Below are 25,272 nucleotides of genomic sequence, written 5' to 3'. Positions count from 1 at the left end.
GGGCTGCCCTAGAGCTTCAGGTTCAACGACACGTAAGCCGAGCGCCCCGGTGCGGGCGAGAACATCGGCTGGTCATCGCCGCCCCAGAAGAAGTTGTCGTACCACGCATACGCGTAGTCGCGGCCGGTCAGGTTCTTCACCTGTACATCCACGCTCAGCCGCTCGGACAGCTGATACGACGCACTGGCATCAAGCACCGCGAAGGCGCCGAATGTGCCCTGCGTGTTGCGCTCTTCAATGTAATAGTCACCCTGCATCCGGCCCTGCAGGCCGAAGGTCCAACGATCGTTGGCGCGGTAGTCCAGGCCGATGTTGCTGATGTAGCGCGGCGTGGCGATGACTTCGTTGCCGGCCAGAGCGGTACCGTCGGTGGTGAAGGCGCTGACCACCTTGGCCTGCTGGATGGCGTGTGAGCCCCACAGCGTCCACTGCTCGCCCAGGCGCGTGGTGACTTGCAGGTCGACGCCTTCGCGACGGGTCTGGCCCAGGCCGACCGAGGTGCCGGTGGCCGGCATGTTGGCGACCTCGTCGGTTGCATCCTGGCGCCACACCGCGATGCGCGCGTCGGTACCGACGGCCGGGGTGAACTTGATGCCCACCTCCTTGCCGGTATTGATCGAGGGCCGGAACGTGTCCTGGCCGGCGGTGAGGTAGGCCGGTGCGGTGGAGCCGGTCAGTACCTGGAACGTCCTGCCCCAGTTGGCATACACATTGAGGGCCGGGGTGATCGCATAGACCACGCTCAGCTTGGGCTGCTCGATCGTGCCGTAGTGCTGCAGCGGGGCGGTGATGCCACCGGGCAGGCGGGTGCTGCCGGAGAAGCGATCCACGCGGTAGGCCGGCACGATCTTCAACGCGGAGGTGGGCTGATACACGGCCTGCACGTAAGCACCGAGGTTGTCCAAGGTGTAACGGTCATCGTTCTGGATCCGCGCCGGGGTCGAGAAGTCGGTCGGGATGGCGTGGTTGTAGCGCAGGCGGCGGTACGTGTTGTCCTGATGCTCGGCGTTGAGACCGCCTTCGACCGTCAGCGCAGGCGTGGCCGCCCAGGTCAGCGTGCTGAGCAGGCCGGTCTGTTTCTCGTCCCACTGGCGGCGCTGGCGCGGCGCGTTGCCGGGCACGTAACGGGTGAAGGTCACCTGCCGATCGTCCTCGTAGCGGTTGTAGTACAGCTTGTTGTTGACATGCACGGTGTCACTCAGCTGCAGGTCCAGATGGGTGCTGAGATGGCGCATGTCGCGGTCGTCGGCGTCGTTGGCATTCTTGAGCGCGGATCCGCGGCGATCAGTGGCCAACTCTTCAGCCGTCATGAAGCCGGGCTCGTCCGCCTCGTGGTGGTACACCCGTGCGATCAGGCCGATGGTGAACAGGTCCTCGTCACCGCTGTAGAACCACTTGCCGCCGAGCGAGTACTTCTTCGAGCGGTCATGATCGCGATAGCCATCGGAGGCCTGTGACGCCAGGAAGTAGTTCTGGGCGACACCGTTCGCTTCGCGACCGATCGCGACCTGTGCTTCGCGGGTGTTGTAGCTGCCGTAGGTGAGCCGCTCATCGGTGTAGTTGCCGCCCTGGCGGGTGCCGAGGTTGATGTTGCCGCCGATGTTGTGCAGTCCGTAGCGGGGATCGTTGGTCCCGCGCACGACCTCGATGTAGTCGATGTCCAGCGGGAACACCATGTCGATGAAGCGCTGGTTGCCGCTGTTGACGTTGCTGGGGATGCCGTCGATCAGGATCTTGATGCCGTTGAGGTAGCCCTCGCCATTGAACGCGCGGAAGGTGGCCTTGCCGGATTCCGCGCCCTGGCGGGTTTCGGTCAGCTGCATGCCCGGCATCTGGCCGAGCAGCTCCCAGCTGTTGGACACGTTCTTCTCGTGTACCTGGTCGCCGCCCATCACATCCACCGAGGTCAGCACACGGCTGGCGGCCAAGGGGCGGTGCGAGCCTTCGCGCACGTGCACGCTGCCCAGTGTGATCGCAGCATCGCCGGACTGTGCGCGCGCTTCGCCTGCGCACAGGGTCGCCAATACGGCGGACACCATTGCCTTGGTTCTCATCGGGTCGTGCCTTTCCGGGCGTGTGGTAAAAAAGAAATAATATAACATTGCGTTGATTGCGGTCATCCGTCCTCTGACGGCCGCGCAGAGGAATGCGGGGCCTGACGGGTCCTCCCTGGCCAGGATGCGGAAAAGGCCTGCGCTTCAGCAGGCGACAAACGTGGGATGTCAGTGCGGAGCGGCGCCCGTCAACGTGCTCGCGTTCTGGAACACCCACTGGCGTGACATGGTCTCCCAACGGTAATGCCGCAGCTTCAGCGCGGCGATCGGCTGCGCCGTAGCGATCTCAAGCCGTAGCGGCAGGCGATCCTGCTCCCAGCTCAGCGGTCGCTCGCGGCCTTCCCACGTGCCAGTGCCGGCGGTGCGTCCGGCCATCTGCGTTGCGGCAGCCATCGGGCGGCCGGCCGCGTCCACCGGTACGGCTGTCGTCCAGACACCGCGGGTCTGTGAGGGCGGCGGGAGGTCCTGCAACACGGTGACGCGTTGGGGCGAGGTCCAGACGATCCGTGCCTTGGGATTGCGCTGCGACGATTGCCCTTGGGCAAGTGCCTCACTGCCGTCCCACTGGTAGGTCTCCACATCGACCGTCGCACGGAGGCTGTCGAGTGCCTCCAGTTGCGCCGCGCGCGTATCGAGCGGCAGCCGCAGTGGAAACGCCAGGTCGCTTTCGCCGATCTGGTAGCTCTCCATCAGCATCCAAAGGTGTGGCACCGGGACCGCCCGCAAGTGGGGAAGCGCACGACCGGCATGGTCGAGCAGTTCAACCTCGCGCATCCGCGCGGATACCACCAGGGGTGGTGCGGTGGTGGTGTTGCCGGAGATGTCACGCGCGGCGCGCATCTCACCTCCCAGGCGGAGCAGAGGGCGCGATGTGCGGGCGTCAGGCCTGAGACCGAACAGCAGGCTCTTCTCGATGCGAGGCAGCGCGGCCGCATCGAGCATCCAGGGCTCCAGCGTGCCATCTTCCTGCGAATCGACGACGTAATCTGCCGGATCGCGCGATGGAGCAGAGAAGGGAGGGCGCCGCAGCGCCTCATCGGTGGCGTCATGCGCCGCCGCGCCGTCCTCATCCGAGAGCACGTCCGGCGTGGCGATCTCGGCAAGGTTCGCCAGGTGCATACGGTGCGTGGTGGCCGGCGTGCCGTTCTTGCCGGCGGCCACGTGGAATTCGAAGCGCGCTTCCAACGGCATGCCGTCGGCACGGCGCAATGCCTGGCGGCCGGTGCCGCGCAAGGTGTCGCCCTCCACGGTGGTGTCCAGCACCACGGCATCGGCGGTCACCGCACGGACCTGCATGCGCCACACGATCGCGCCCAGACCCTGCGTGGCATCGTGCTGCACGAGGTGCTGGCCCACCGTAAGCGACGCGGGCAGACGCCGGGGGCGCAGGCCGAGCGCCTGCTCCGACGAGGTGAGCACCTGCGCCAGGTAGGGCTGACGGGCAGTGAGTGCCTGCCATGCCTGTGGCGCCAGTGAACGCACCTCGGTGACACGGACCTGCTCGTCCAGATGCATGTCGATGCCGGCGGCCATGACCTCGAGCAGCGCCTGCGCATCGGGCGTATCCGGATCCAGCGCCAGCGTGCTGCGGCCGACGCCGCTGCCGGTCGGCGCGGACCACAGCAGGCGCGTGCGAAGACCGTGGCCGGGCGCCAGGGTCACACCGGTCAACATGCGTTTGCGCAGCGCGGGGGCCGCGCTGTCGGCCGCGCTGACCTGTTGGCTGATGAAATAGACCGCTTCGGCAGGCGGGGCAGCGGCAGCGGACGCACCGTTGAAGAAGAGAATGCCCAACAACGGGCCGCGCAGTGACGCCATCCTTGTAGTCCTTGTCCTGGGAGTGCCGGCGTGCACCCGCAGGATCGGACAGCGTGCAGGTGCAGCGTATCGACGGCGGGTACGACGGACGACAGTTTCCCACACCCACCGGCGCGGCCGACACTGCACCCGCCTGCCTGGCGCTGCCTGAATCATCCCGAATGCCTGCACTGGAATGCGCGGCCTGAATCAGGAACGATGGCAGGGTTTGTCCCCCCACGTTTCCAGGATGTGCCTGTGCTGAGTGTGATCGGCTGTTTGCTTGCGTTGTATCTGGTGTGGCGCGTGATCTGGCCGCTGCGGTTGTCGCGTCCGGTGCGGATCGTACTGGGCCTGCTGGTGGTTGCACTGGCGCTGCACCACCGGATCGTGGCGCAGTTCGCCGGGACCATGGCCTCGCCCGAGATTCCCAAAGCGGTGATCGCGGTGCTTGCGACCGGGTTCACCACGCTGCTGATCAGTGCGGTGTTCGTACTTGTGCTGGATGCGCTGCTGCTGATCGCCCAACTGGTCCGGGCGCGGCGCGTGCTGCCGATGCTGCGTGCGCCGTGGCTGCGCCCTGCAGCGGGCACATTGGCGTTGCTGCTCTCCGCCTACGGTATCTGGCAGGGCATGGCGGTCCCCAAGCCACGCCAGATCGAGGTGGCCATCGACGGGCTGCCGGCCGCGTTTGACGGCTACCGGGTGCTGCAGCTCACCGACATCCACGCCAGCCGCCTGCTCACCGGTGCCTGGGTGGAGAAGGTGGTCACCGAGAGCAATGCCCTGCATCCGGATCTGGTGGTGATCACCGGGGATCTGATCGACGGCAGCGTCAGCGCCCGCGCCAACGATTTCGCGCCGCTTGCCAGGCTGCGCGCGCCCGATGGCGTCATCGCGATCACCGGCAACCATGAGTACTACGCGCAGTACGCCGAGTGGATGCAGGCATTCCGGGGGCAGGGCATGCAGGTGCTGGAGAATACCCACACGCAGGTCCAGCGTGACGGTGCGACGTTGACCATCGCCGGTGTCACCGATCCGGTGGCTGCGCGCTACGGCCTTCCCATGCCGGATCTGACGGCCGCACTGGCCGGGGCGGACCCGCAGGCGCCAGTGATCCTGCTCGACCATCGCCCGGTGGAGGCACGCGCGAATGCCGCCAAGGGCGTGGCGCTGCAGCTCTCCGGCCACACCCACGGCGGCCACATCGTCGGCATGGACCAGCTGGTCAAGCGCGCCAATGGCGGCTTTGTGTCCGGGCGCTACAAGGTGGATGGCATGACCTTGTATGTCAGCAACGGTGCCGGGCTGTGGCCGGGCTTCGCAGCACGTATCGGCGTGCCGTCGGAGATCACGCTGATTACGCTTCGCCAGGGCGCCCGCAGTGAATTGCAACGCTTGCGCGCTGATAGGACGGAAGAACGCGGATGAAAGCGATGCGCAACGTGCTGGGAACGATGATGGTGCTGGCCACCACTGGTGGCTGTGCGCTGCACGGCGATGCGCTGCGAAGCACGCCTGCGGCGGCAGTGCCTGCGGCAGGCGTGGTCCTGCCCGATACCGAGAGCTGGAGCGTGCATGATCCGGCCGGGCGCGACTATCCGATCTGGGTGGCGCTGCCGGCCAGCTACGCGCAGCACCCGGAGCGGCGCTACCCGGTGCTGTTCGTCACCGACGCGCTGTACAGCTTTCCGCTGGTGCGCAGCGTGCGCAACCTGGTGGGGCAGGGCGGCGCCAACCTCGAAGATTTCATCCTGGTCGGGCTGCCGCCGCAGCAGGGGCTGACCTCCAAGCAGAGCCGCTCGCGCGACTACACGCCCACCCAGCCGCAACGCAGTGCCGACGATGACTACAGCGACGACGTGGTCTACGGCGGTGCCGCGCACTACCGCGATTTCCTGGCCACGCACGTGTTGCCCGCGGTGGACGCGCGCTACCGTACCGATCCGGCGCGGCGCAGTTTCGCCGGGCATTCCTACGGGGGGCTGTTCGGCACCTATGTGCTGCTCACACGCCCGCAGATGTTCCAGACCTACATCCTGTCCAGCCCCTCGCTGTGGTTCGACGGGCACTATATCGACCGCCTTGAACAGGACTACGCGCAGCAGCACCGCGCGCTGCCGGCCCGGGTATTGCTGGCGATCGGCAGTGAAGAGAGGCCCACGCCCGATGCGGTAGACGGCCCACGCAACGACATGGTGCGCGATACGCAGGCCTTCGCCGATCGACTGCGTCAGCGCGGCTACCAGGGCCTACAGGTGGAGAACCGGGTGGTCCCGGCCGAAGACCACCTCACCGTATACCCCAGCACGCTCACCCGCGCGCTGCTGCAGGTTTACCCGGGCACCGGACCGTACAACGGGGGCTGAGCATGCAGACTGTGCGCATCGTGCCGTTGTTTGACGCCCACTTCAGCCAGTGCGCAGCGGGCGACCTGGCGACGCGGGTCGCACGGCTCGCGGATTACCAGCGCTGAGCCCACCCGATCAGGCCAGGGCGGTGTCCTGCAGCGATATTGCCGTGGCCAGTTCCGGTGCCAGCGCGTGTGCCACGGCCATGCGCAGCATCGCCGGGCTGACGTGGCGGCGGTGCACCCGGTTGATCGCCGCCATGTAGAGGCGACCGAACGCGTTGAGTGTGCGCACCCGGGTGCCCAGCGCGATCACCGCCGCACCATCGTCCAGCACCTGCACGCGCACGCATGAGCGGAACTGCAGGTGGCGGTCGTCGGCACCGAGCAGAACTTCGGCGCTGCGGTCGGCGACGTCGGTGGCCTGGGCATGCACCGGGAAGCGACCGGCGAAACGCTCGCCGGGTCCGTCAGACAGCAGCGAGGACACCGGGCAGCCCAGCGACGAGGTGCGCAGCCGCAAGGGGGTCACCAGTACATTGCGCAGGGCCATCAGCCGGCCCACGCCCGGCGGTGGATTGCGGACGAATCCCTCCAGCACCGCTTCCAGCAGCGCACGCGCCGAGTGCCCGCCGATGCTGTGGGCGGGCAGGGTGACATAGGTGTAATCCTGGTGGTCGAAGCCCTGCGGCAACGCCTGCTGCAGCAGTGAATCGGCCGGCGCTGCGGGTTGCGTGCCCAGCGTGCCGCATGCCGCGCGCTGCCCGATGTAGCCATGGGCAGGGCGCAACCGCGTCAGGCCGCTGCGCACCCGGCCGACCAGGTTGCGGCTGCCGGCGCACCAGCGGGCCAGCACCGAAGCGGCTGGCGCGCGCAACGACAGCGTCACCCGCGGAAACTGGTCCAGGTCGCTCTGGTCAAGCAGGTGCTGCAACGCCGGCGGCAGGGTCTCGGTCAATGAGGGGATGTCGGCGGTGCCTGCATCGATGCGTGCACGTTGCGCATCGCTCAATGCGCCACTGCGCTCATCGGCATGGCAGGACAGCGCGAACAGCGCCGCGTGCCGGGGATGACGCGACACGAACTGGTGCCAGGTACCGCTGCCGAAGCGAACGGTGAACAGGCAGTCCGGCGGCACGTCGACGCAGCGCAGGGCGCGCACGAAGGCGGCCGGATCCTGCTGCAGTTGTGCGTCGGACACGGTGGAAAAACGCAACTGTGCGCCGCCGCTGCCGGCAATGGCGGTGAACATGCGCGGGCCGGCATGGCGATGGAACGGATGCCCGGTGCGGCCTACCGAGAACGAATACACCGACGACGCATCGCCGTGCGCCAAGTGCATGCCCCCCAGCCGCGCGGAGGGTTCGTCCAGTGCATCAACGAAGTGCGGATGCTGCGCCTGGCGCAGGCCCGCGTCGCGCAGCAGCGCATCGCCCGCACCGATCCCGAGCTGGGCGATCAACGCCACCTCGACCGGGCTGCCATCGCCGCAGGAGGGCAGGCTGATGCTGGGAAACGAACGACTCACGTGTGCGATGTCCTGCATGCCGATCTCCTTGTCGTTGGGTCGCTCAGCTCACGAGGTGGGTTCGCGGCGGGCGCGGGCACGGCTTTCACGCTGCAGCGGGCCGCCCACCGGACAGACCTCGGCGGCCCACGCGAACAGGGTATTGGCCAGTGTGTCGGGCACCTGCCGGAAGTACACGAACTGGCCGCGTTTCTCGCGCTCGATGAGCCCGGCGTCTTCCAGGATGCGCAGGTGGCTGGACAGCGCCGGCTTGCTGAAATCGAAGCGCTCGCCCAGCTCGCCCGCGCTCAACTCGCCGCCATTGAGGTAGGCCAGGATCTGCCGGCGTGCGGTGGAGGCGAGGGCTTCGAAGATGCGGTCCATGGGTAATAGTTAACTAATTCGTTAACTGATGGTGTTCCGTTGGCGCGCGGCTGTCAAGCGCCTGCGCGGTCGAGACGATGGCCCGGCTCGGCGTGAAGGCCAGGACAGCGGCCCTCCACGGCACGGTCACTGTCATCGGCCGACGCTGGCAGCCTGTCCCCAACCCGGATCCGCCATGACCACGCTGACCCTGCCCGAACTGGCCAAGAAGATGGCCAACATCGACTTCACCATGCTGCAGACCCATAGCGACAGCGGGGAGATCGCGGCGCGGCCGATGAGCAACAATGGTGATGTGGATTACGACGGCGACAGCTGGTTCTTCACCACCGAAGACACCGACATGGTCCGCGAGATCACCCGCGACCCGAAGGTGGCGCTGAGCTTCACCGGCAGCAAGTCGCTGCTGGGCAAGCCGCCACTGTTCGTGGCGGTGCAGGGCAGGGCGACCCTGATCCGCGACAAGGCGGTGATGCAGCAGCATTGGGTGAAAGATCTGGAGCGCTGGTTCGCGCAGGGTGTGGATAGCCCTGGGCTGGTTCTGATCCAGGTGGCTGCGGCGCGCATCCATTACTGGGATGGGGAAGACCAGGGCGAAATCCTGCGCTGAAGGAGGCGCGCATGCCCGCGTCGCAGATGCCGAAGATCGGGTGTGCCGGCTGGTCGATCCCCAGCCGCTACGCCATGCACTTCGGGCCCGGCGACAGCCTGCTGGCGCGCTATGCCACGCGCTTTGACGTCGTGGAGATCAACTCCTCATTCTACCGGCCGCACCAACGCGCGACCTACGCGCGCTGGGCGGCCACCGTACCGGCCAACTTCCGCTTCTCGGTAAAGCTTCCGCGGACCATCTCGCACGATTCCGGACTGGTTGGCGTGGGCCCACTGTTGGACCGCTTCCTCGACGAGGTGGGGGGACTGGGGCGTACGTTGGGCGCCCTGCTGCTGCAGTTGCCGCCATCGCTGGCACTGGATACGCGCCGCGCCGGGAGCTTTTTCCGCGTCCTGCGTCGACGCACCCCGGTGCCTGTGGTCTGCGAGCCCCGCCATGCCAGTTGGTTCAGCACGCAGGCCGATGCGCTGCTGCAGCGCCACGCGATTACCCGGGCCGCGGTGGATCCGTCGCGCGTTGCCGCCGCCGCGCTTCCGGGCGGCGCGCAGGGCTGGCACTACTGGCGCTGGCACGGTTCCCCGCGCATGTACTACAGCGACTACCCCGATGCCGCACTAGCCTCTCTGGCGACACAGCTCGTGCAGCAGCCCGGGCAGGCGCAGGCACCGTGGGTGATCTTCGACAACACCGCCCATGGCTTTGCTATCGCCAATGCCCTGCGCTTGACCGAGATCACCACGCATGCCTGAAGGTCCCTCCATCGTCATCCTGCGTGAAGCGGCCGCCAAGTTCCGCGGCAAGACCGTGCGTCTGGTCACCGGCAACAGCTCGCTCGACCTCACCCGGATGGAGGGGCGCCGCGTGGTCGCGCTGCGGAGCTGGGGCAAGCACGTCCTGATCGAGTTTCGCGGCTTCAGCCTGCGCGTGCACATGCTGATGTTCGGCAGCTACCGCATCGATGAGCGCAAGCCGTCGCCACCGCGGGTGTCGCTGCAGTTCGACAACGGCGAGCTCAACATCTATGCCTCGTCGGTGAAGTACATCGAAGGCGCGCTGGAGGACACCTACGACTGGCGCGGGGATGTGATGGACCTGGCCTGGGATCCCAGGCTGGCGCGCAGGAGGCTCAAGCAGCAGCCCGAAACGTTGATCTGCGACGCGCTGCTGGACCAGGAGATCTTTGCCGGCGTCGGCAACATCATCAAGAACGAAGTGCTGTTCCGCACGCGTGTGCATCCCGAATCCACAGTGGGTGCGCTTCCGCCACGCAAGTTGGGCGAGATCATCAAACAGGCGCGGCAGTACAGTTTCGATTTCCTGGACTGGAAGCGGCAGTTCGTATTGCGCCAGCATTGGCTCGTGCATACCAAGCGCACCTGTCCGCACTGCGGCGGGCCGATCAGCAAGACCTACCCGGGCACTACCCGGCGACGGGCATTCTTCTGCCCGGTGTGCCAGGTGCGCTACGGCGCCGCGCCTGCCGGGCGCAAAGCCGCGCCGAACGCACGCAAGGTCGCCCCGAGGCGTTCAGCCAGGTCCTCGCCCATGGCGTAGGATGGGAGCAACACGCACTTACGCGCGTCCAGCGCGATCGACACCTGATCGCCTCCGCTCCTTTCTCAGAGTCTTTCATGCCGCCAGCGGAAGGAAGGCTCCCGTGTCCCACGGAGCGCACATGCCGGGCTATACCACTCGCATTCTCACCATCCCGGTCGGCGGGCACGACTTCCGTATCCGCGCGCTCAGCGATCTGCAGCAGTTTTCCGATCCCACCGGACGCGCCCAGCGGGCCGGCATCCACTCGTCGTTGTGGAGCCTGTTCGGACAGATCTGGCCGGCCGGCCGCGCGCTGGCCGATACCATGAGCCACTTCGACGTGACCGGTAAGCGGATCCTGGAGCTGGGCTGCGGGCTGGGGCTGTCCAGCCTGGTACTGGCCCATCGCGGCGCGGATGTCGTGGCGACCGACCACCATCCGCTGGCCGAATCCTTCCTCGCCTACAACGCCGGCCTCAACGACCTGCCCGCGGTGACTTACCGCGACCTGCCCTGGGAAGTCCCCGATGGCTCGCTGGGGCGGTTCGATCTGATCATCGGCAGCGACATCCTGTACGAACGGGGGCATGCCCATCAGATCGCGGCGATGATGCTGCGACACGCCAAGCCGGATGCCGAGCTGCTGATCACCGATCCCGGCCGCGGCAACGTGGGCTCGTTCTCCCGTGGCATGGCGCTGCAGGGCTTCGATGTGACCGAGGAGCTGGGGTTGTTCGAGGATGAAGGCAATGCGCCGGGCAACGGCCGTCTGCTGAGTTACCGGCGCGGTGATGTTCGGCCGGCGGCCGTGGCCTGAGCACTCTGCTGTGACGCGGCGTGCAGATCGACTGGCGTAGGCTGTCGCCGTCCAGATGCGGCCCAGGCGGCCGGGAGTCCCTCGATGCGATCTCGTCCACTGCCGCCCCGCGAAGGCCTGCGTGTTTGCAGGAGGCACGCTTGAGTACGGCCGCCACCTCGCCCACGGCGCGCCCGCAGACGCGCTCGATGATCATCGCCGGCCTCTCCACGGTGGTGGAGTGGTACGACTTCACCCTTTACCTGTATCTGGCCACCGTGCTGTCGCGCGTGTTTTTCGGTGGCGGCGAGAATGCGTTGCTGGCCACCTTGGCCGGGTTTGCGGTGTCGTATCTGATGCGGCCCTTGGGTGCGCTGGTGTTCGGCCATCTCGGCGACCGCTTCGGTCGCCGCTACATGCTGCTGGCCTCGATGTTGCTGATGACCGTGGCGATGCTTGCCACTGCGCTGCTGCCCACCTTCGAGAGCATCGGTGCCGCTGCCGGTGTGCTGCTGTTGCTGCTGCGCTGCCTGATGGCGTTCTCGGTGGGCGGCGAGTACACCGGCGTGGTCGCATATCTGCTGGAAACCGCACCCGTGCGCAGGCGCGGGCTGGTGACCTCATTGGCGTCGGCCGCGAGCGAAGTGGGGGCCTTGCTGGCGGTGGCGTTGTCGGCGCTGACCGTCGCGCTGCTGAGCACGGCGCAGCTGGATGGCTGGGGCTGGCGGATTCCGTTCTTCGTCGGTGCGGCGCTGGCGGGGGCGATCCTGCTGGCGCGTTCGACCATGCACGAATCGCCGGAGTTCGAACGGCAACAGGCCGAGGGCACCGTGCCGACGTCGCCGATCCGCGATAGCTGGCGGCACCACAAGCCCGCGATTGCGCGCACGTTTGCGATCTCCGCACTGGGCTCGATCACCTATTACGTTGGAATCACCTACGTGCCCGCGTTCCTCGGTTCGGTGGGGCAGGTGAGTGAATCGGAGGCGTTGTGGCTGTCCACGGTCGCGGCGGTGGCGGTAATCGTGGTGACGCCGCTGGCGGGCGCGTTGTCGGACCGGGTCGGGCGTCGACCGGTGTTGATCGCGCTGGCCGCGCTGTCGGCGCTGCTGCCGTTGACGATGTTCTCGGTGATGGCCGGCGGCAGCACCGTGGCGATCGGCCTGGCGGCGGTGGTGCTGGCCTGCCTCGCGGGCGGCGTGAGTGCGGTGGCGGCACCGGCCACGGCCGAGCAGTTCCCCGGCGAAGGGCGGCTCAGCGGGCTGGCACTGGGCGTCACCATGGCCACGGCGTTCTTTGGCGGTGCTACGCCGTTGCTGGCCGAACTGCTGGTGCGGCATACCGGCTGGTCGTCGGCCCCCGGGGCCATGATCGCGGTGGTCGCGATACTGGTGCTGCCGGTGATGTGGACGCTGCGCGAGACACGGCCCAGGTAGTGCCGGCCGCTGGCCGGCTCCACGCAATATCGGATTCTCGAGGAGCCGGCCAGCGGCCGGCACTACCTGTGTGCGGTGCGCGGGAAAAAAAACGGGCCGCCCGAAGGCGACCCGTTCGTTCAACACCGCGATGTCGCCAGGCCTCAGTACTTCCAGCGCAGGCTCAACGCAACAAAACGCGGCTCGCCGTAGTTGTTGTAGTCCAGGTTGGCCCAGTAGGTCTTGTCCAGCGCGTTGCGCACGCTCAAGGTCGCCGTCCAGCTGTCGCTGATGCGGTAGTTGGCGTTGAACTGCACCAGCGCATACGCCGGCTGGTTCACCGTTACCGTGCCGCCGAGCGGATAGGGGATGTTGTAGCCCTGCACCTTGCTCTGCCACTGCACGCCCGCACCCACGCTCAGGCGTTCCAGCGCGCCGCGCAGCCGCACCTGGGTGTTGAGCTGCAGCAGATCTTCGGCCGGGTTGGCGTACAGCAGATCGGTGGCGGCGCGGGTCACCTTGACGTGGGTGAAGCCGGCATTGACGGTCCAGCCCGGCAGGATCTCGCCGTTGACGTCCACTTCCCAGCCGCGCGCCTTGGTGCCGTTGATGCCGATATAGGCCGAGCTGCCGTCGCTGAGCGATCCGTCCGGCAGGCTCATGTCGCGCACCGCGTAGTTGTCCTGCTTGGCCTCGAACACCGCGGCATTGGCGGTCAGGCGGCCGTCGAACCACTGCGACTTGATGCCCGCTTCCAGGTTGGAACCTTCCACCGGCGCCAGCAGGTTCTCGTTGCGGTCCTTGAAGTTCTGCGGGTTGAAGATTTCGGTGTAGCTGGCGTACGCCGCCACCTGTGGGGTGATGTCGTATACCAGGCCCACATAGGGCGTGACTTCATCCGTCACTTTGTACGCGCCGCTGGTGCCGGTGTACGCACCGGCCGCGTTGTAGGAACGGGACAGCGTTTCCCAGCGGCTCAGGCGCGCACCGGCGATCAGCGCCAGTGGATCGGCCAGCCGCAGGCGGGTAGCGACGTAGACGCCGCTCTGCGTGGTCTTGGCGACGCGGCGTGCGCCGGTACGTGCGTAGGTCACTTCGGAGATGTCGCCATCCCAGGCGCGGATATCCGGGATGTAATAGCAGCGCTCACGCACGCCGGCTGGGCTCACGCAGGTGGCCCAGTCACGCGGGTAGTTCAGCGCGATGGTGTTGGTGGTGCCTTCCAGGTCCGCCCACTGCCCGCCTACGGTCAGGTCGTGCTCGCGGCCGAACAGGGAGAACGTGCCGCTCAGGTAGGCATCCACGTTGCGGCGGGTGTCTTCGGAATCGCCGGCGGCGGTGCGCAGGAAGATGCCTGCACCGGTGGCCGGATCCGGGTAGCCGCTGCCGTACACGCGCACGTTCTGCACGTTGCCCTGGGTGTAGGCGGTGTTGATCTTCAGCAGCCAGTTCTCGCCGAAGCGCTGTTCCAGGTTGGCGAACGCGGTGCTGGTCTCGCGCTGCCAGTAGCTCCACTTCGGCGCCACGTTGGTCGAGCGCGGCAGATGGGCGAAGTCGCCCTGGCTGTTGAAGAAGGGCACCGTGCCCCAGGTCGAACCGACCGGATTGTTGTCCTGGGTCTGGTAGCCCACGGTCAGCGTGGTGCTGTCGGTCAGGTCACCTTCCAGCACGGCCATGCCGGCCATCTTGTTCTCGTGGTACCGGTCGTAATACAGATCACGGTCGGTGTAGGCGGCGACCACGCGGCTGCGGAAACGGCCGTCCGCGGTCAACGGCGCGGTCACGTCGGCTTCCATGCGCTGGTAGTCCCAGCTGCCGGCGCTCACCGCGAAGGAGGCGTCGAATTCCTTGCCCGGGCGCTTGCGCAGCAGGTTGACCGTGGCCGAGGGCACGCCGGCGCCGCTCAGCAGACCGTTGGCACCGCGGATCACTTCGACGCGATCGTAGAAGGCGGTGTCGTATTCCTGGTTGGTCGACCCGCTGTAGGTGGGGATGCCATCCACCTGGAAATCGGTGATGGCAAAGCCGCGTGCGTAGTACAACGGACGCTGGGTGTCGTAGAAGGAGACGCTGACGCCGGTGACGTTGCGCATCACATCGTTGATGCTGAACAGCGATTCGTCCTGCAGCCGCTGCAGGCCGATCGAGGTAGCCGACTGCGGGGTTTCCTGCAGGCTGATCGGCAGCCGCGTGGTGCTCGACGGGACTGCCCGCGCACCGACCACGCTGACCTTGTCCAGGGTCTTGGCATCGGCATTGCTGCCGGCGTCTGCCAACGCATCGGCGAAGGCCTGCGGCGCGGTCAGCATCAACACGGAAAGCAGGGCCAGGCCCAGCGGGGCACGGCGGGGGAGGCGAAGCGAAGCAGCGCAGGCGTACATGCGGGTCTCGTGATGGTCTGGGGACATGGCCGGGCCCCAAGCCCGGCGGGGTGCAAATGTAAAGCGTTCTCATTCGCTTTACAAATGGTGAACATTCAGCGTCACCAGGCCCCACAACGCATCCGGCCACCGCAAGGGTGGCCGGAGGGAAACCATGGCAAGAGACGCTAGCCCCTTGCCGGTGCAGGCTTACAGCGCCTGCAGTTCTTCGTTGGCGTTGCGCTTGGCCTCGGCCGGCTTGGCGGCCGGCGGCGGGGTCAGCATCACCGCCGGGCTGGTCTCGACCGGCACATCCAGGTACGGCAGCTTCAGGGTCTCGCTGGTCAGGCGGCGGATCTCATTGGTCAGCGCCGGGCTGTCGTTGAGCTTGCGGCCATACGACGGGACGATCTGCTTCAGGCGCGCTTCCCAGCCCGCCGCCATCTGCTCCGGGAAGGCTTTCTTGAGCAGGTCCAGCATGATCGGCGGCGAGGTGGAGGCACCCGGCGAGGCGCCGAGCAGGGCGGCCAGGGTGTGGTCCTGGTCGGTCACGATCTCGGTACCAAACTGCAGGATCGAGCCCTTTTCCGGGTCCTTCTTGATGATCTGCACGCGCTGGCCGGCGGTCACCAGCTTCCAGTCCTCACGTTTGGCGTGGGGAAAATACTTGACCAGCTCGGCCTGGCGGTCGTCATCGTTCAGACGTGCCTGGCCCATCAGGTACTTCACCAGGTCCAGATTCTCCAGGCCCACGTCCATCATGCCGGCCACGTTGTTGTGGTTCACCGAGGAGTACAGGTCGAACCACGAGCCGTGCTTGAGGAACTTGGTGCTGTACAGCGCGAACGGCCCGAACAGCACCACCGGCTTGCCATCCAGCTTGCGCGCATCCAGATGCGGCACCGACATCGGCGGCGAGCCGGTTTCGGCCATGCCGTAGGCTTTGACCGAATGCCGGTTGGCGATCGCCGGGTCCTGGAAGGCCAGGAACTGGCCGCCGACCGGGAAGCCGGCGTAGTTCTTCGATTCCGGAATGCCCGACAGCTGCAGCAGCTTGAGCGCGGCACCACCGGCACCGATGAACACGAAGCGCGACTTGACCGTGGTCTCGTTGTCGGACTTCAGGTCCTTGACGGTCACGTTCCAGCTCTTGTCATCGTTCTGGCGCAGGGCGCGTACTTCGTGGTTGAGATGCAGCGTGAAATTCGGGCTGCGTTCCAGGCCCGCGGTCAGCTGGCGGGTGATCACGCCGAAGTTCACGTCGGTGCCCAGCGGCATCCAGGTGGCGGCGACCTTCTGCTTCGGGTCACGGCCCTCCATCAGCAGCGGTGCCCACTGCGTGATCTGCGCGGGATCCTCGGAGTACTGCATGCCGTAGAACAGCGGGTTCTTGACCAGCGCCTGCTGGCGCTTGTGCAGGTAGGCGATGTTCTCATCACCCCAGACGAAGCTCATGTGCGGGGTCGGGTTGATGAAATCGCTGGGCTGGCTCAGGCGGCCTTCGCGGATCTGGTGCGACCAGAACTGGCGCGAGATCTCGAACTGCTCGGCGATGCCGACGGCACGCTTGGTCTCGATGCTGCCGTCCGGCAGCTCGGGGGTGTAGTTCAGCTCGGCGAACGCGGAATGGCCGGTGCCGGCGTTGTTCCAGCCGTCCGAGCTTTCCAGCGCAACCCCGTCCAGGCGCTCATAGACCTGGATGTTCCAGTCTGGCTGCAGCTCCTGCAGGAAGGTGGCGAGCGTGATGCTCATGATGCCGCCGCCGACCAGGACGACGTCGACCGGCTTGTCGTTGCCGGCAGCCGGGACCGAACGCTGATGCAGCGGCCAGTACAGGAACAGTGCTGCTGCCAACAGCAACACCACGAGCAGGCCGAGGACGACCTTCGCTAGTTTTTTCATGGGGATCTCAGGTAGGGAGACATGGGAAGGATGCCGCCGCTGCCGGGAACGCCCGTGAAGACGGGCGTCACAGCGGTACCTTGGGAGCGATTTTAGCCCTTTCCGGTACGGATTTGGTGCAACGCAGCATCCGGCGGGTGTGCCGGGCCGGGTCAGTCGCTGACCAAGGTGAAGTATTCGAGGAGGAAATAGCCGGCTTGATAGACCAGTGCCAGCACGGCCAGAGCCAGATGGGCGCGGCGCTGGCGCAGGCCCATGCCCAGCCCGGCAATGACCAGCATCACCCCCGTGTGGACCCAGTAGGCGTCGCCGAGCATCTGCCAGCGGCTGTGACCCTTGATGGCGGTATCGACCAGATCCAGCAGCGTGACCAGCGCCAGCATCCCGAAAAAGCCACCGCGCCGCTGCAGCAGATAGTTCTCATAGCTGCCGAACTCGCGCACATCGTCCGGAAACAGCAGCACGCACAGCAGGTACCACGCGGCGCAGTAGGCGATCACGAACAGGTACAGCTCGAAGGTCCACTGCCGGACCTCGCCCAGCCGGAACTCCCACCACCAGAAGGTCACCACCGAGATCAGCGCCCAGACCACCCAGCACAGGTGGATCCACGACCAGCCGCGGCGCTGGGGGTGCTCGATGATCCCCGCCAGACCCCGCAGCAGGGTGGTGATGCTCAGGCCGAGGATGGTGCTGAGCACCACGCGGATGTGCAGGTAGACCGGATCGGTGTCCATCGACGTGCCCGCGGCTGGAATGCGCCGATGCTGCATCGGGGCGGGTCGTCAGGTTGTGTAGGGCGGCTCTACCGGTCGGGGGTTATCGCTTCTTGCGCACCAGCGTCGCCGAGGCGGCCAGCACCGCCTTGGTCAGCAGCGCCATCGTCTGCACATCGCCCTTCCAATGCTGCCAGTACAGCGGCACGTCTTCCCACGCGCGCTGCTTCATGTGCACCAGCCGGCCGGCATCCAGGTGGCGTTTGACCAGCGGCAGCGGGTTCATGGTCCAGCCGAGGCCGCCCAGGTTTGCCTGGACGAATGCGCGGGTCGAGGGAATCCACCAGGTCGGCGCGGTCAGCGGCAGGTCGTTGCCGGCCAGGCGGCGGGCGAAACGAGCCTGCATGTCGTCCTTGCGGTTGAACACCAGCACCGGCGCCTGGGCCAGCGACTGCGCGTTGACGCCCTTGGCGAAGTGCTGCTCATGGAAGGCCGGGGTGCACGTGGCGGCGTAGCGGATGCTGCCCAGCGCATGGATCTGGCACCCCTGCACGGGCTCATCCAGCGTGGTCACCGCGCCCAGCACGGCCCCTTGCCGGAGCAGGGCCACGGTGTGGTCCTGGTCTTCCGAGCGCAGGTCCAGCGTGGTGCCGGTCTGCCGTGCGAACTGCAGGGCCGCCTCGGGGAACCAGGTTTCCAGGCTGTCGTGGTTGACCGCCACCGGGATGCTGGCGTGGGGGAGGTCCTCATCGGCGATGCCCATCCGGTGCAGGGCGTCGTGCTCGAGCAGGGCGGTCTGCTCGGCCAGCTGGACCAGCACCTGGCCCTCGGTGGTGGCCACCGCCGGGGACGAGCGTTTGACCAGCAGGCGGCCGACCCGGTCCTCCAGCGCCTTGACCCGCTGGGAAACCGCCGAGGCGGTGACATTGAGCGACTGCGCGGCACGGTCGAAGCTGCCTTCGCGGATCACCGCCGCCAGGGCGCGGAGCTGGGCATGGTCGATGCGCATGATCTTAAGTTCCGCTAAAGATGGTTAAGTAAGTTTAGCTCTACTTTTTAATGCTGCGGCGCGACAATACGCGCCATCCGGTGCTGTACGCCTTGGCGAGGCACCGCCCCCCAGCAAGACACAGGTGGTATCCCATGTTTTCCATTCTTTCCGGCGGTGCCGGGCTGAGCGCGTGGCTCAGTGGTGCCGCAACCGGCATCGGCCTGTTCGCGGTGGTCGGCGCGCAGAGCGCGTTCATCCTGCGCCAGGGCATCCTGCGCAAGCACATCATTCCCGTGGTGGCGACCTGCGCCGCCATCGATGGCATCTTCATCTTCGCCAGCGTGGCGGGCCTGCGCACGCTGACCCAGGCGCTGCCGTGGCTCACCACCGTGGTGCTGTGGGGCGGTGTCGCCTTCCTGGCCTGGTACGCCTGGCAGTCGGCGCGGCGCGCGCTGGCCGGTGGCGGTGGCATGCACGTGGACGACGGCGACAGCACCTCGCGCCGCGCAGTGCTGATCTCTGCGGTCGGGTTCTCGCTGATCAACCCGCATTTCTGGCTGGACATGATGGTCATCGGCGGCATCGCCGAGAACTTCGGCAACGCGCGCATGGCGTTCGCGGCCGGCGTGTTCACCGCCAGCTGCCTGTGGCTGACCGCCCAGGGCCTGGGCGCGCGACTGCTGGCCCCGCTGTTCACCAAGCCCAAAACCTGGCGCATCCTCGACGGCACCATCGCGGTGATCCTGTCGATCCTGGCGCTCAGCCTCGCGTTCCGCGGCATGCATTGAACTCTCTCCTCGATGCAGGTCCTGGAAATGGCACCGTTCGCGGTGCCATTTTTTTGCCTAGAATCGCCGTTCCGGACATGACGTCCAATGGAGCATGGGGGAAGGATGAAACGGGTACGCCTCTGGGGGCTGTGTGTAGTGCTGTTGGCCGGGCAGGCCAGTGCGGTGGATCTGGAGCACTATCTGCGCCGGGATGCTTTTACGGATATCAAGATTTCGCCCACGGGCGAGTTCTATGCGGCGACCATTCCGATGGAGGACCGCACCGGCCTGGCCATCATGCGCCGCGCCGACAGCCAGCTGATGGGGTCGTTCGTACCCCCGAAGAACAACCATGCCAATGACTTCGACTGGGTCAACGACCAGCGCGTGCTGATCGGCCTGGCAGAGAAGTTCGGTTCGCTGGATCAGCCACAGCTGACCGGTGAGTTGTTCGGCATCAATGCCGATGGTCGCCGGGGCGATCTGCTGATCGGCTACCGTGTCCAGGGCAATGGGCCGGGTACCCGCATCCAGCCCAAAAAGGTGGAGGCGGTGGCCGCGTTCGTGATCGACGCGCTGCCCGACCATGACCGCCGTGTACTGGTCAAGGTGATGCCGTTTTCGGACGATCCGTTCACCACGGCCGAACGGCTGGACGTGATCAGCGGCCAGCGCAACACCGTGGCGCGCGCGCCGGTGCAGCGCGCCGACTTTGTCGCCGACGGCAAGGGCGAGGTGCGCTTCGCCAGAGGTGCGGGTTCGGACAACGTCAACAAGCTGTACTACCGCGAGGGTGCGGGCGCGCCCTGGAAGATGATCAACGACCAGAATGTCAGCCAGCGCATCGAGCAGCCCCTGGGCTTCTCCGAAGATGGCAGCGTGGCGTACCTGCTGGTCGAGAAGCCGCGTGGCCCGGATGCGATCGTGTCCTGGAACCCGGCGACCGACGAGCGTCGTGAGCTGTTGCGCGACGAGGTGGTCGATCCGGCCAGGGTGATCTACAAGCGCGGTACTTCGGTGCCGATCGGGGCGCTGTACCAGGGCGACACGCCACGTACCCGATTCTTCGATGAAGCCTCGGCCGATGCCCGCCTGCAGCGCAGCCTCGAGCAGGCCTTCCCCGGGCAGGCCGTGTTCGTGACCTCGTCCTCGCGCGACGGAACGCTGGCGATGGTGCGGGTCTGGTCCGGCAGCAATCCCGGCGATTTCTATGTCTTCGATACGCAGGCCAAGACGGCCGATCTGGTGGTGAGCCGCAGCCAGTGGGTGGACCCGGCCGAATCGGCCGTAGTGCAACCGATCGCGCTGAAAGCCCGCGACGGTCTGCAGCTGCATGGGTTTGTCACCCGGGCCAAGGGAAGTGAGGGCAAGCGGCTGCCGATGGTGGTGATGCCGCATGGCGGGCCGTTCTTCGTCCATGACGACGGTGCCTACGACATGGAAAGCCAACTGCTGGCGGCGGCCGGTTACGCGGTGCTGCAGGTCAACTTCCGCGGCTCGTCCAACTACGGTCGGGCGCACGCCCACGCCGGTGGCCGGGAGTGGGGTGGCACGATGCAGGACGATCTGACCGACGCCACGCGCTGGGCGGTGTCCGAAGGGATCGCCGATGGATCGAAGATCTGCATGTACGGTGCGAGCTACGGTGGCTACGCGGCGCTGATGGGCGTGGCCAAGGAGCCGACCCTGTACAAATGTGCAGCGGGCTACGTGGGGGTCTACGACCTGCCGATGATGTTCACCACCGGCGACATCCAGCGCCGCGGCTCGGGCGAAACCTATCTGAAGGAGTGGATCGGTGACCGCTCGCAGCTTGCCGCGGTATCGCCGGTGAACCTGGCCGACCGGATCAAGGTTCCGGTGTTCCTGGCGGCGGGCGGCGAAGACCAGCGTGCGCCGATCCAGCACACCAAGCGGATGGAGGCGGCACTGAAGAAGGCGGGCGTGCCGGTGGAATCGCTGTATTACCCCACCGAAGGGCATGGTTTCTACACTGATCCGCATCGCCGCGAGTACTACACCAAGCTGCTGGCGTTCCTGTCCGCCCACCTTGGCGGCGAGACGGCCAGCACGGCGGCGGCGGCGGTGGCGCAACCGTAACCGTCACCGCGGCCAGCGCAATGGGCTGACAAGGCAACGGCACTTTCGGGTGCCGTTGCCATTTCCGCGGTCGCGCCAGGCCACTGGTCGGCGCAACACCGTTCTGTCTAGAATCGGCCAGCCGGACAGGGTGTCCGGGACCGGGGGGAAGGATGCGCAAGCAATGGTTGGCCGCGCTGTTGGGCGTGGGTTGTGCGTGGCTGTCGGCGGGGGCCGACGCGGTGGAGCTGGACCGTTTTCTGCGTGAGGATGCGTTCAACAGCATCAAGATCTCGCCGGGTGGGGAGTATGTCGCGGCGACGATTCCGCTCGAGGATGCCACCGCCGTCGCCATCCTGCGTGCGGCGGACATGACGTTGATCGGTTCGTTCCGGCCACCGCGCAACAACCATGCCGGCAGCTTCGATTGGGTCAGCAATGAGCGGCTCGTGATCGGCCTGGCGCAGAAGTCCGGACGGTTGGATGAGCCGCAGGCCACGGGCGAGCTGTATGGCATCAATGCCGATGGCAAGGGCGGCGAGCTGCTGGTCGGTTATCGCGTGCAGGGCTACAACCAGGGGGCGGTCGCGGCGTTCCTCACCGACGAACTGGTGGACGATGATCGCAATGCGCTGATCGCGGTCTGGCCCTTTACCGAGAATCCACATACCCGTATCGAACGCCTGGATGTGGTCACCGGGCGACGCATCGTCGTGGCGCGATCGCCGGTGCAACGCGCCGACTTCGTCACAGACAATGCCGGCGAGGTCCGTTTCGCGCTGGGTGCCGGCTCGGACAACGTCAAGAAGCTGTACTACCGCACCCGCGGCGGTACCGATTGGGAAATGCTCAACGATGAGGCCGTCAACCAGCGCGTGGAGATTCCCCTGGGCTTCTCCGCCGATGGCAGCCTGGCCTATCTGTGGGTCGAGCAGCCCAAGGGGCCGGATGCGATCGTCAGCTGGAACCCGCAGACCCGCGAGCGGAAAACGCTTCTACGTGATGACGTGGTCGATCCCGCGCGGGTGATCTATCAGCCGGGATCACGCGTGCCGGTGGGCGCGCTGTATCTGGGTGATGCGCCGACGACACGCTTTTTCGATCCTGCATCGAGCACTGCACGGTTGTACCGCAGCCTGCAGGCGGCGTTCGATGGCCCGGTGTACGTCACCTCCAGCACCCGCGACGCCCGCACCGTGCTGGTGGAAACCTGGTCGGGCCGTAACCCGGGTGACTTCTATCTGTACGACACGGTTGGAAAGGTGGCCAAGCACCTGACCAGCCGCAGCCAGTGGATCGACCCGAGGCAGACTGCCGAGGTGCGTCCTTTCGCGCTGACCGCGCGCGACGGGTTGCCCTTGCATGGCTTTTTGACGATTCCACAGGGAAGCACGGATCGCAACCTGCCGATGGTGGTGGTGCCGCATGGGGGCCCGATCGGTGTCTTCGATGACGGCAGCTACGACCGGGAGACGCAGTTGCTTGCGGCGGCAGGCTATGCCGTGCTGCAGGTCAACTTCCGCGGGTCCGCCAATTATGGTCGCGCGCACACCCAGGCGGGCCGGCAGCAGTGGGGCACGGCGATGCAGGACGATGTCACCGATGCCACGCGCTGGGCGATCGCGCAGGGCGTGGCCGACAAGAACCGCATCTGCATCTACGGTGCCAGCTATGGCGCCTACGCGGCGCTGATGGGGACGATCCGCGAGCCCGGGCTGTACCAGTGTGCCGCCGGCTATGTGGGTGTCTACGACCTGCCGATGATGCATGCGCGTGGAGATATCCGCGATGCCCGGTCGGGGCGGACCTATCTGCGTGAGTGGCTGGGTGCGCCCGATGCACTGGCGGCGCGTTCACCGGTGAATCTGGCCGATCAGGTCCGCGTGCCGGTGTTCCTGGCGGCCGGTGGCGAAGACGAGCGTGCACCGATCCTGCACACCAAAAAGATGGAAGCCGCGCTCAAGCGCGCGGGTACGCCCGTGGAGAGCCTGTACTACCCGACCGAAGGCCACGGCTTCTACACGCAGGCGCACCAGCGCGAGTACTACACCAGGCTGTTGGCGTTCCTGTCGCGCAGCCTGGGAGGCAAAACCGCATCGGCCAGCACCGTGGCCGGCAAGGACAACGCACCGTGACCGATGGGCGACGGCCGTGTGGCTGTCGCCCAGCAGTTACTTCACCCCGTGCATCATCCGCTTCAGCAGCGGCGAGCAGGCCAGCGCGACGGCCGCGCAGCCCAGGCCGATCCACATCAGCAGCCAGAACAGGTGTTCGTAGCTGGCGGCAGCGTTGGCGATATCCATGGTCTGGCCTTCCGGCACCTCGATCGCGGCGAGCTTGCCGAACAGCGCCGCCAGCGTTTCCGAGAACGCAGTGGCCAGGAACCAGGTGCCCATCATCAGGCTGACCACACGCGGTGCGGCCAGCTGGGTGACCGCCGACAAGCCGACCGGCGACAGGCACATCTCGCCGATCTCCAGGATCAGATACGCCAGCACCAGCCACCACACACTGGCCATCTGCCCAGTCGCGCCGACGTGCTGGGCAGCCAGGGCCAGCGGCACGAACGAGAGCGCGGCGAAAATCAGCCCGATCGAAGACTTGACCGGCTTGGACGGGTCCATCCGTCGACGGTCCAGCCACGCCCACAGCATCGCGAACAGCGGCGCGAGTACGACCAGGAACAGGCCGCCGAGGTAGGTCAGCGAGCCGGCGGTCTGCGGGATCACCAGACAGTCGCGGATCAGCATCACCAGCATCGCCGCCACAATGGCGATGAACAGGTTGCGCGGCGCGGACGAACCCGGGTTCCGCTCCGACAGCCGCGCGGCCACCACGAAGCCCAGTGGCGCCAGCAGCAGCGAGGCGATCGACCAGGGCAGCGGGGTGCCGCCCTGGATCACCAGCGACGGCACCAGATCCTTGGTCAGCAGGCGATCGGTGAAGGTCACCCACGAGCCGTAGGTCTGCTCGTACAGGGTGAAAAACACCAGGGCCATGAAGATCAACGCCATCAGCGCGATCATCTGCTGGCGCTGCACCGGCGTGCAGCGGGTACCGGTGAACCACGCGAACCAGACCAGCACGCCGCCGAGCACGACGATCATCAGCATCAGTGCCAGGCTGATTTCACCACCGAGCGCGAACGCGCCGTTGGCCGCGGCCCACATCAAGGCAGCGACGGGGATCACGCCGAGCACGGCCACCGCATAGATCAGCCATTCGCGGCGGATGCCCAGGACGCGCTGGCGCAGGGCGGGTAGATCGGACGGTTCGGCGTGGCCCTGCAGATACTTCTGGCCCCACAGGAACATGCCCAGCCCGATCACCATGCCGATACCGGCCGCACCGAAGCCGTACTTCCAGCCATAGGCTTCGCCGAGGAAGCCGCACACCAGCGAGGCGAACAGCGCGCCCAGATTGATGCCGGCGTAGAACAGCGAGAAGCCCGAATCGCGGCGGGGATCGTTCTCCGGGTAGAGCTTGCCGACGATGGTGGAGATGTTCGGCTTGAGGAAGCCCACGCCCATGATGATCAGGGCCAGCGAGAGGTAGGTGATGCCCAGGGCCGCGTCATCGCGTACCACGGCGCCGTCGATACGGACCGCCGCGTGCCCTTCGAACGCCATGCCCAGGTGGCCGAGCACCAGCAGCACGCCACCGAAGACCACCGCCTTGCGCATCCCCAGCCAGCGGTCGGCGAGCAGGCCACCGAACACCGGGATGCAGTAGACCAGGCCACCGTAGGCACCGAGCAGATCCAGGCCGGCCTTGTCGCCGAACAGGTGGTACTTGGTGAGATACAGCAGCAACAGCGCCTTCATGCCGTAGAACGAGAACCGCTCCCACATCTCGGTGAAGAAGCAGATGTAGACGCCCTTGGGATGGCCGAGGAAGTCGTCGGTCGCGATGGAGGTGGAGGCGGCGGAGGCGGGCAGGGCGGCTGCGGTCATCGAGGGATCGGGCAGGGCGGACAAGGGGGCGAGTATAGGCCCGGGG

Annotated in this window: 19 protein-coding genes; 10 read left to right on the top strand and 9 right to left on the bottom strand. The window is 66.6% G+C overall.

All coding sequences use genetic code 11. The annotated features are described in order from the left end of the window. Nucleotides 1-8 precede the first annotated feature (8 nt). Together K4043_RS11595 and K4043_RS11590 are read right to left on the bottom strand one after the other, a co-directional pair. A complete protein-coding gene (locus K4043_RS11595; protein ID WP_265309428.1) occupies nucleotides 9-2,054 on the bottom strand; it encodes a TonB-dependent receptor in 2,046 nt (681 codons plus the stop codon). 168 nt (nucleotides 2,055-2,222) lie between these two features. Next, nucleotides 2,223-3,872 carry a hypothetical protein gene (locus tag K4043_RS11590; protein WP_265309427.1) on the bottom strand — a complete coding sequence of 550 codons (1,650 nt, stop codon included), beginning with the start codon at nucleotides 3,870-3,872 and terminating at the stop codon, nucleotides 2,223-2,225. A gap of 237 nt (nucleotides 3,873-4,109) precedes the next feature. Here K4043_RS11590 and K4043_RS11585 point away from each other — a divergent pair, with 237 nt between their 5' ends. Together K4043_RS11585 and K4043_RS11580 are read left to right on the top strand one after the other, a co-directional pair. After that, nucleotides 4,110-5,285, top strand: coding sequence for a metallophosphoesterase (locus K4043_RS11585; RefSeq protein ID WP_265309426.1), 1,176 nt, complete (start codon nucleotides 4,110-4,112; stop codon nucleotides 5,283-5,285). A gap of 29 nt (nucleotides 5,286-5,314) precedes the next feature. Then, nucleotides 5,315-6,223, top strand: coding sequence for an alpha/beta hydrolase-fold protein (locus tag K4043_RS11580; RefSeq protein WP_321160150.1), 909 nt, complete (start codon nucleotides 5,315-5,317; stop codon nucleotides 6,221-6,223). Between the two features lie 117 nt (nucleotides 6,224-6,340). Here K4043_RS11580 and K4043_RS11575 read toward each other — a convergent pair whose 3' ends face one another. Together K4043_RS11575 and K4043_RS11570 are read right to left on the bottom strand one after the other, a co-directional pair. Then, nucleotides 6,341-7,750: a DUF2867 domain-containing protein gene (locus K4043_RS11575; RefSeq protein WP_265309424.1), complete on the bottom strand. Its 1,410-nt coding sequence runs from the start codon at nucleotides 7,748-7,750 to the stop codon at nucleotides 6,341-6,343. Nucleotides 7,751-7,780: 30 nt separating this feature from the next. Beyond that, nucleotides 7,781-8,095: a metalloregulator ArsR/SmtB family transcription factor gene (locus tag K4043_RS11570; RefSeq protein ID WP_265309423.1), complete on the bottom strand. Its 315-nt coding sequence runs from the start codon at nucleotides 8,093-8,095 to the stop codon at nucleotides 7,781-7,783. Nucleotides 8,096-8,270: 175 nt separating this feature from the next. Here K4043_RS11570 and K4043_RS11565 point away from each other — a divergent pair, with 175 nt between their 5' ends. From K4043_RS11565 to K4043_RS11545, 5 genes are all read left to right on the top strand, one after another. Then, on the top strand, nucleotides 8,271-8,705 hold the full coding sequence (locus K4043_RS11565) for a pyridoxamine 5'-phosphate oxidase family protein (RefSeq protein ID WP_265309422.1): 435 nt from the start codon (nucleotides 8,271-8,273) through the stop codon (nucleotides 8,703-8,705). Between the two features lie 11 nt (nucleotides 8,706-8,716). After that, nucleotides 8,717-9,457 (top strand): DUF72 domain-containing protein, encoded by a 741-nt coding sequence (locus tag K4043_RS11560; protein ID WP_265309421.1) that lies wholly within the window; start codon nucleotides 8,717-8,719, stop codon nucleotides 9,455-9,457. Beyond that, nucleotides 9,450-10,262, top strand: a complete 813-nt coding sequence (locus tag K4043_RS11555; RefSeq protein ID WP_265309420.1) for a DNA-formamidopyrimidine glycosylase family protein — start codon at nucleotides 9,450-9,452, stop codon at nucleotides 10,260-10,262. Before K4043_RS11560 ends, K4043_RS11555 begins: the two co-directional genes overlap by 8 nt. A 121-nt stretch (nucleotides 10,263-10,383) precedes the next feature. Continuing rightward, a complete protein-coding gene (locus K4043_RS11550; protein WP_123728631.1) occupies nucleotides 10,384-11,061 on the top strand; it encodes a methyltransferase domain-containing protein in 678 nt (225 codons plus the stop codon). Between the two features lie 188 nt (nucleotides 11,062-11,249). After that, the gene (locus tag K4043_RS11545; protein ID WP_123729688.1) at nucleotides 11,250-12,476 is read left to right on the top strand and encodes an MFS transporter; all 1,227 of its coding nucleotides are present in this window, start codon (nucleotides 11,250-11,252) and stop codon (nucleotides 12,474-12,476) included. A 143-nt stretch (nucleotides 12,477-12,619) separates the two neighbouring features. Here the strand turns inward: K4043_RS11545 and K4043_RS11540 are convergent, their stop codons facing one another. The 4 genes from K4043_RS11540 to K4043_RS11525 all read right to left on the bottom strand — a co-directional run bounded on the left by K4043_RS11540 (nucleotide 12,620) and on the right by K4043_RS11525 (nucleotide 18,442). Continuing rightward, a complete protein-coding gene (locus K4043_RS11540) occupies nucleotides 12,620-14,863 on the bottom strand; it encodes a TonB-dependent siderophore receptor (RefSeq protein ID WP_265309419.1) in 2,244 nt (747 codons plus the stop codon). Nucleotides 14,864-15,025: 162 nt separating this feature from the next. After that, nucleotides 15,026-16,717 carry a malate dehydrogenase (quinone) gene (gene mqo / locus K4043_RS11535; RefSeq protein WP_265309418.1) on the bottom strand — a complete coding sequence of 564 codons (1,692 nt, stop codon included), beginning with the start codon at nucleotides 16,715-16,717 and terminating at the stop codon, nucleotides 15,026-15,028. Between the two features lie 152 nt (nucleotides 16,718-16,869). Continuing rightward, nucleotides 16,870-17,454 (bottom strand): hypothetical protein, encoded by a 585-nt coding sequence (locus tag K4043_RS11530; protein ID WP_265309417.1) that lies wholly within the window; start codon nucleotides 17,452-17,454, stop codon nucleotides 16,870-16,872. Nucleotides 17,455-17,536: 82 nt separating this feature from the next. After that, nucleotides 17,537-18,442, bottom strand: coding sequence for a LysR family transcriptional regulator ArgP (locus K4043_RS11525; RefSeq protein WP_123728635.1), 906 nt, complete (start codon nucleotides 18,440-18,442; stop codon nucleotides 17,537-17,539). A 134-nt stretch (nucleotides 18,443-18,576) separates the two neighbouring features. On the opposite strand from K4043_RS11525, the gene K4043_RS11520 reads away from it, so the two are divergent. The 3 genes from K4043_RS11520 to K4043_RS11510 all read left to right on the top strand — a co-directional run bounded on the left by K4043_RS11520 (nucleotide 18,577) and on the right by K4043_RS11510 (nucleotide 23,408). Continuing rightward, complete coding sequence (locus K4043_RS11520; RefSeq protein ID WP_121043335.1) at nucleotides 18,577-19,212, top strand: LysE family transporter; 636 nt, start codon at nucleotides 18,577-18,579, stop codon at nucleotides 19,210-19,212. 105 nt (nucleotides 19,213-19,317) lie between these two features. Then, complete coding sequence (locus tag K4043_RS11515) at nucleotides 19,318-21,294, top strand: S9 family peptidase (protein ID WP_123728636.1); 1,977 nt, start codon at nucleotides 19,318-19,320, stop codon at nucleotides 21,292-21,294. A 152-nt stretch (nucleotides 21,295-21,446) separates the two neighbouring features. After that, nucleotides 21,447-23,408 carry a S9 family peptidase gene (locus K4043_RS11510; protein ID WP_265309416.1) on the top strand — a complete coding sequence of 654 codons (1,962 nt, stop codon included), beginning with the start codon at nucleotides 21,447-21,449 and terminating at the stop codon, nucleotides 23,406-23,408. A 36-nt stretch (nucleotides 23,409-23,444) separates the two neighbouring features. On the opposite strand, the gene K4043_RS11505 is transcribed toward K4043_RS11510, so the two are convergent. Further along, nucleotides 23,445-25,226, bottom strand: coding sequence for an oligopeptide:H+ symporter (locus K4043_RS11505; RefSeq protein ID WP_265309415.1), 1,782 nt, complete (start codon nucleotides 25,224-25,226; stop codon nucleotides 23,445-23,447). Nucleotides 25,227-25,272: the final 46 nt, after the last annotated feature.

Source organism: Stenotrophomonas sp. SRS1, assembly GCF_026130205.1.
Classification (GTDB): domain Bacteria; phylum Pseudomonadota; class Gammaproteobacteria; order Xanthomonadales; family Xanthomonadaceae; genus Stenotrophomonas; species Stenotrophomonas rhizophila_B.
The sequence above is the reverse complement of the archived record's forward strand: the minus strand, read 5'-3'. Positions and strand labels throughout refer to the sequence as shown.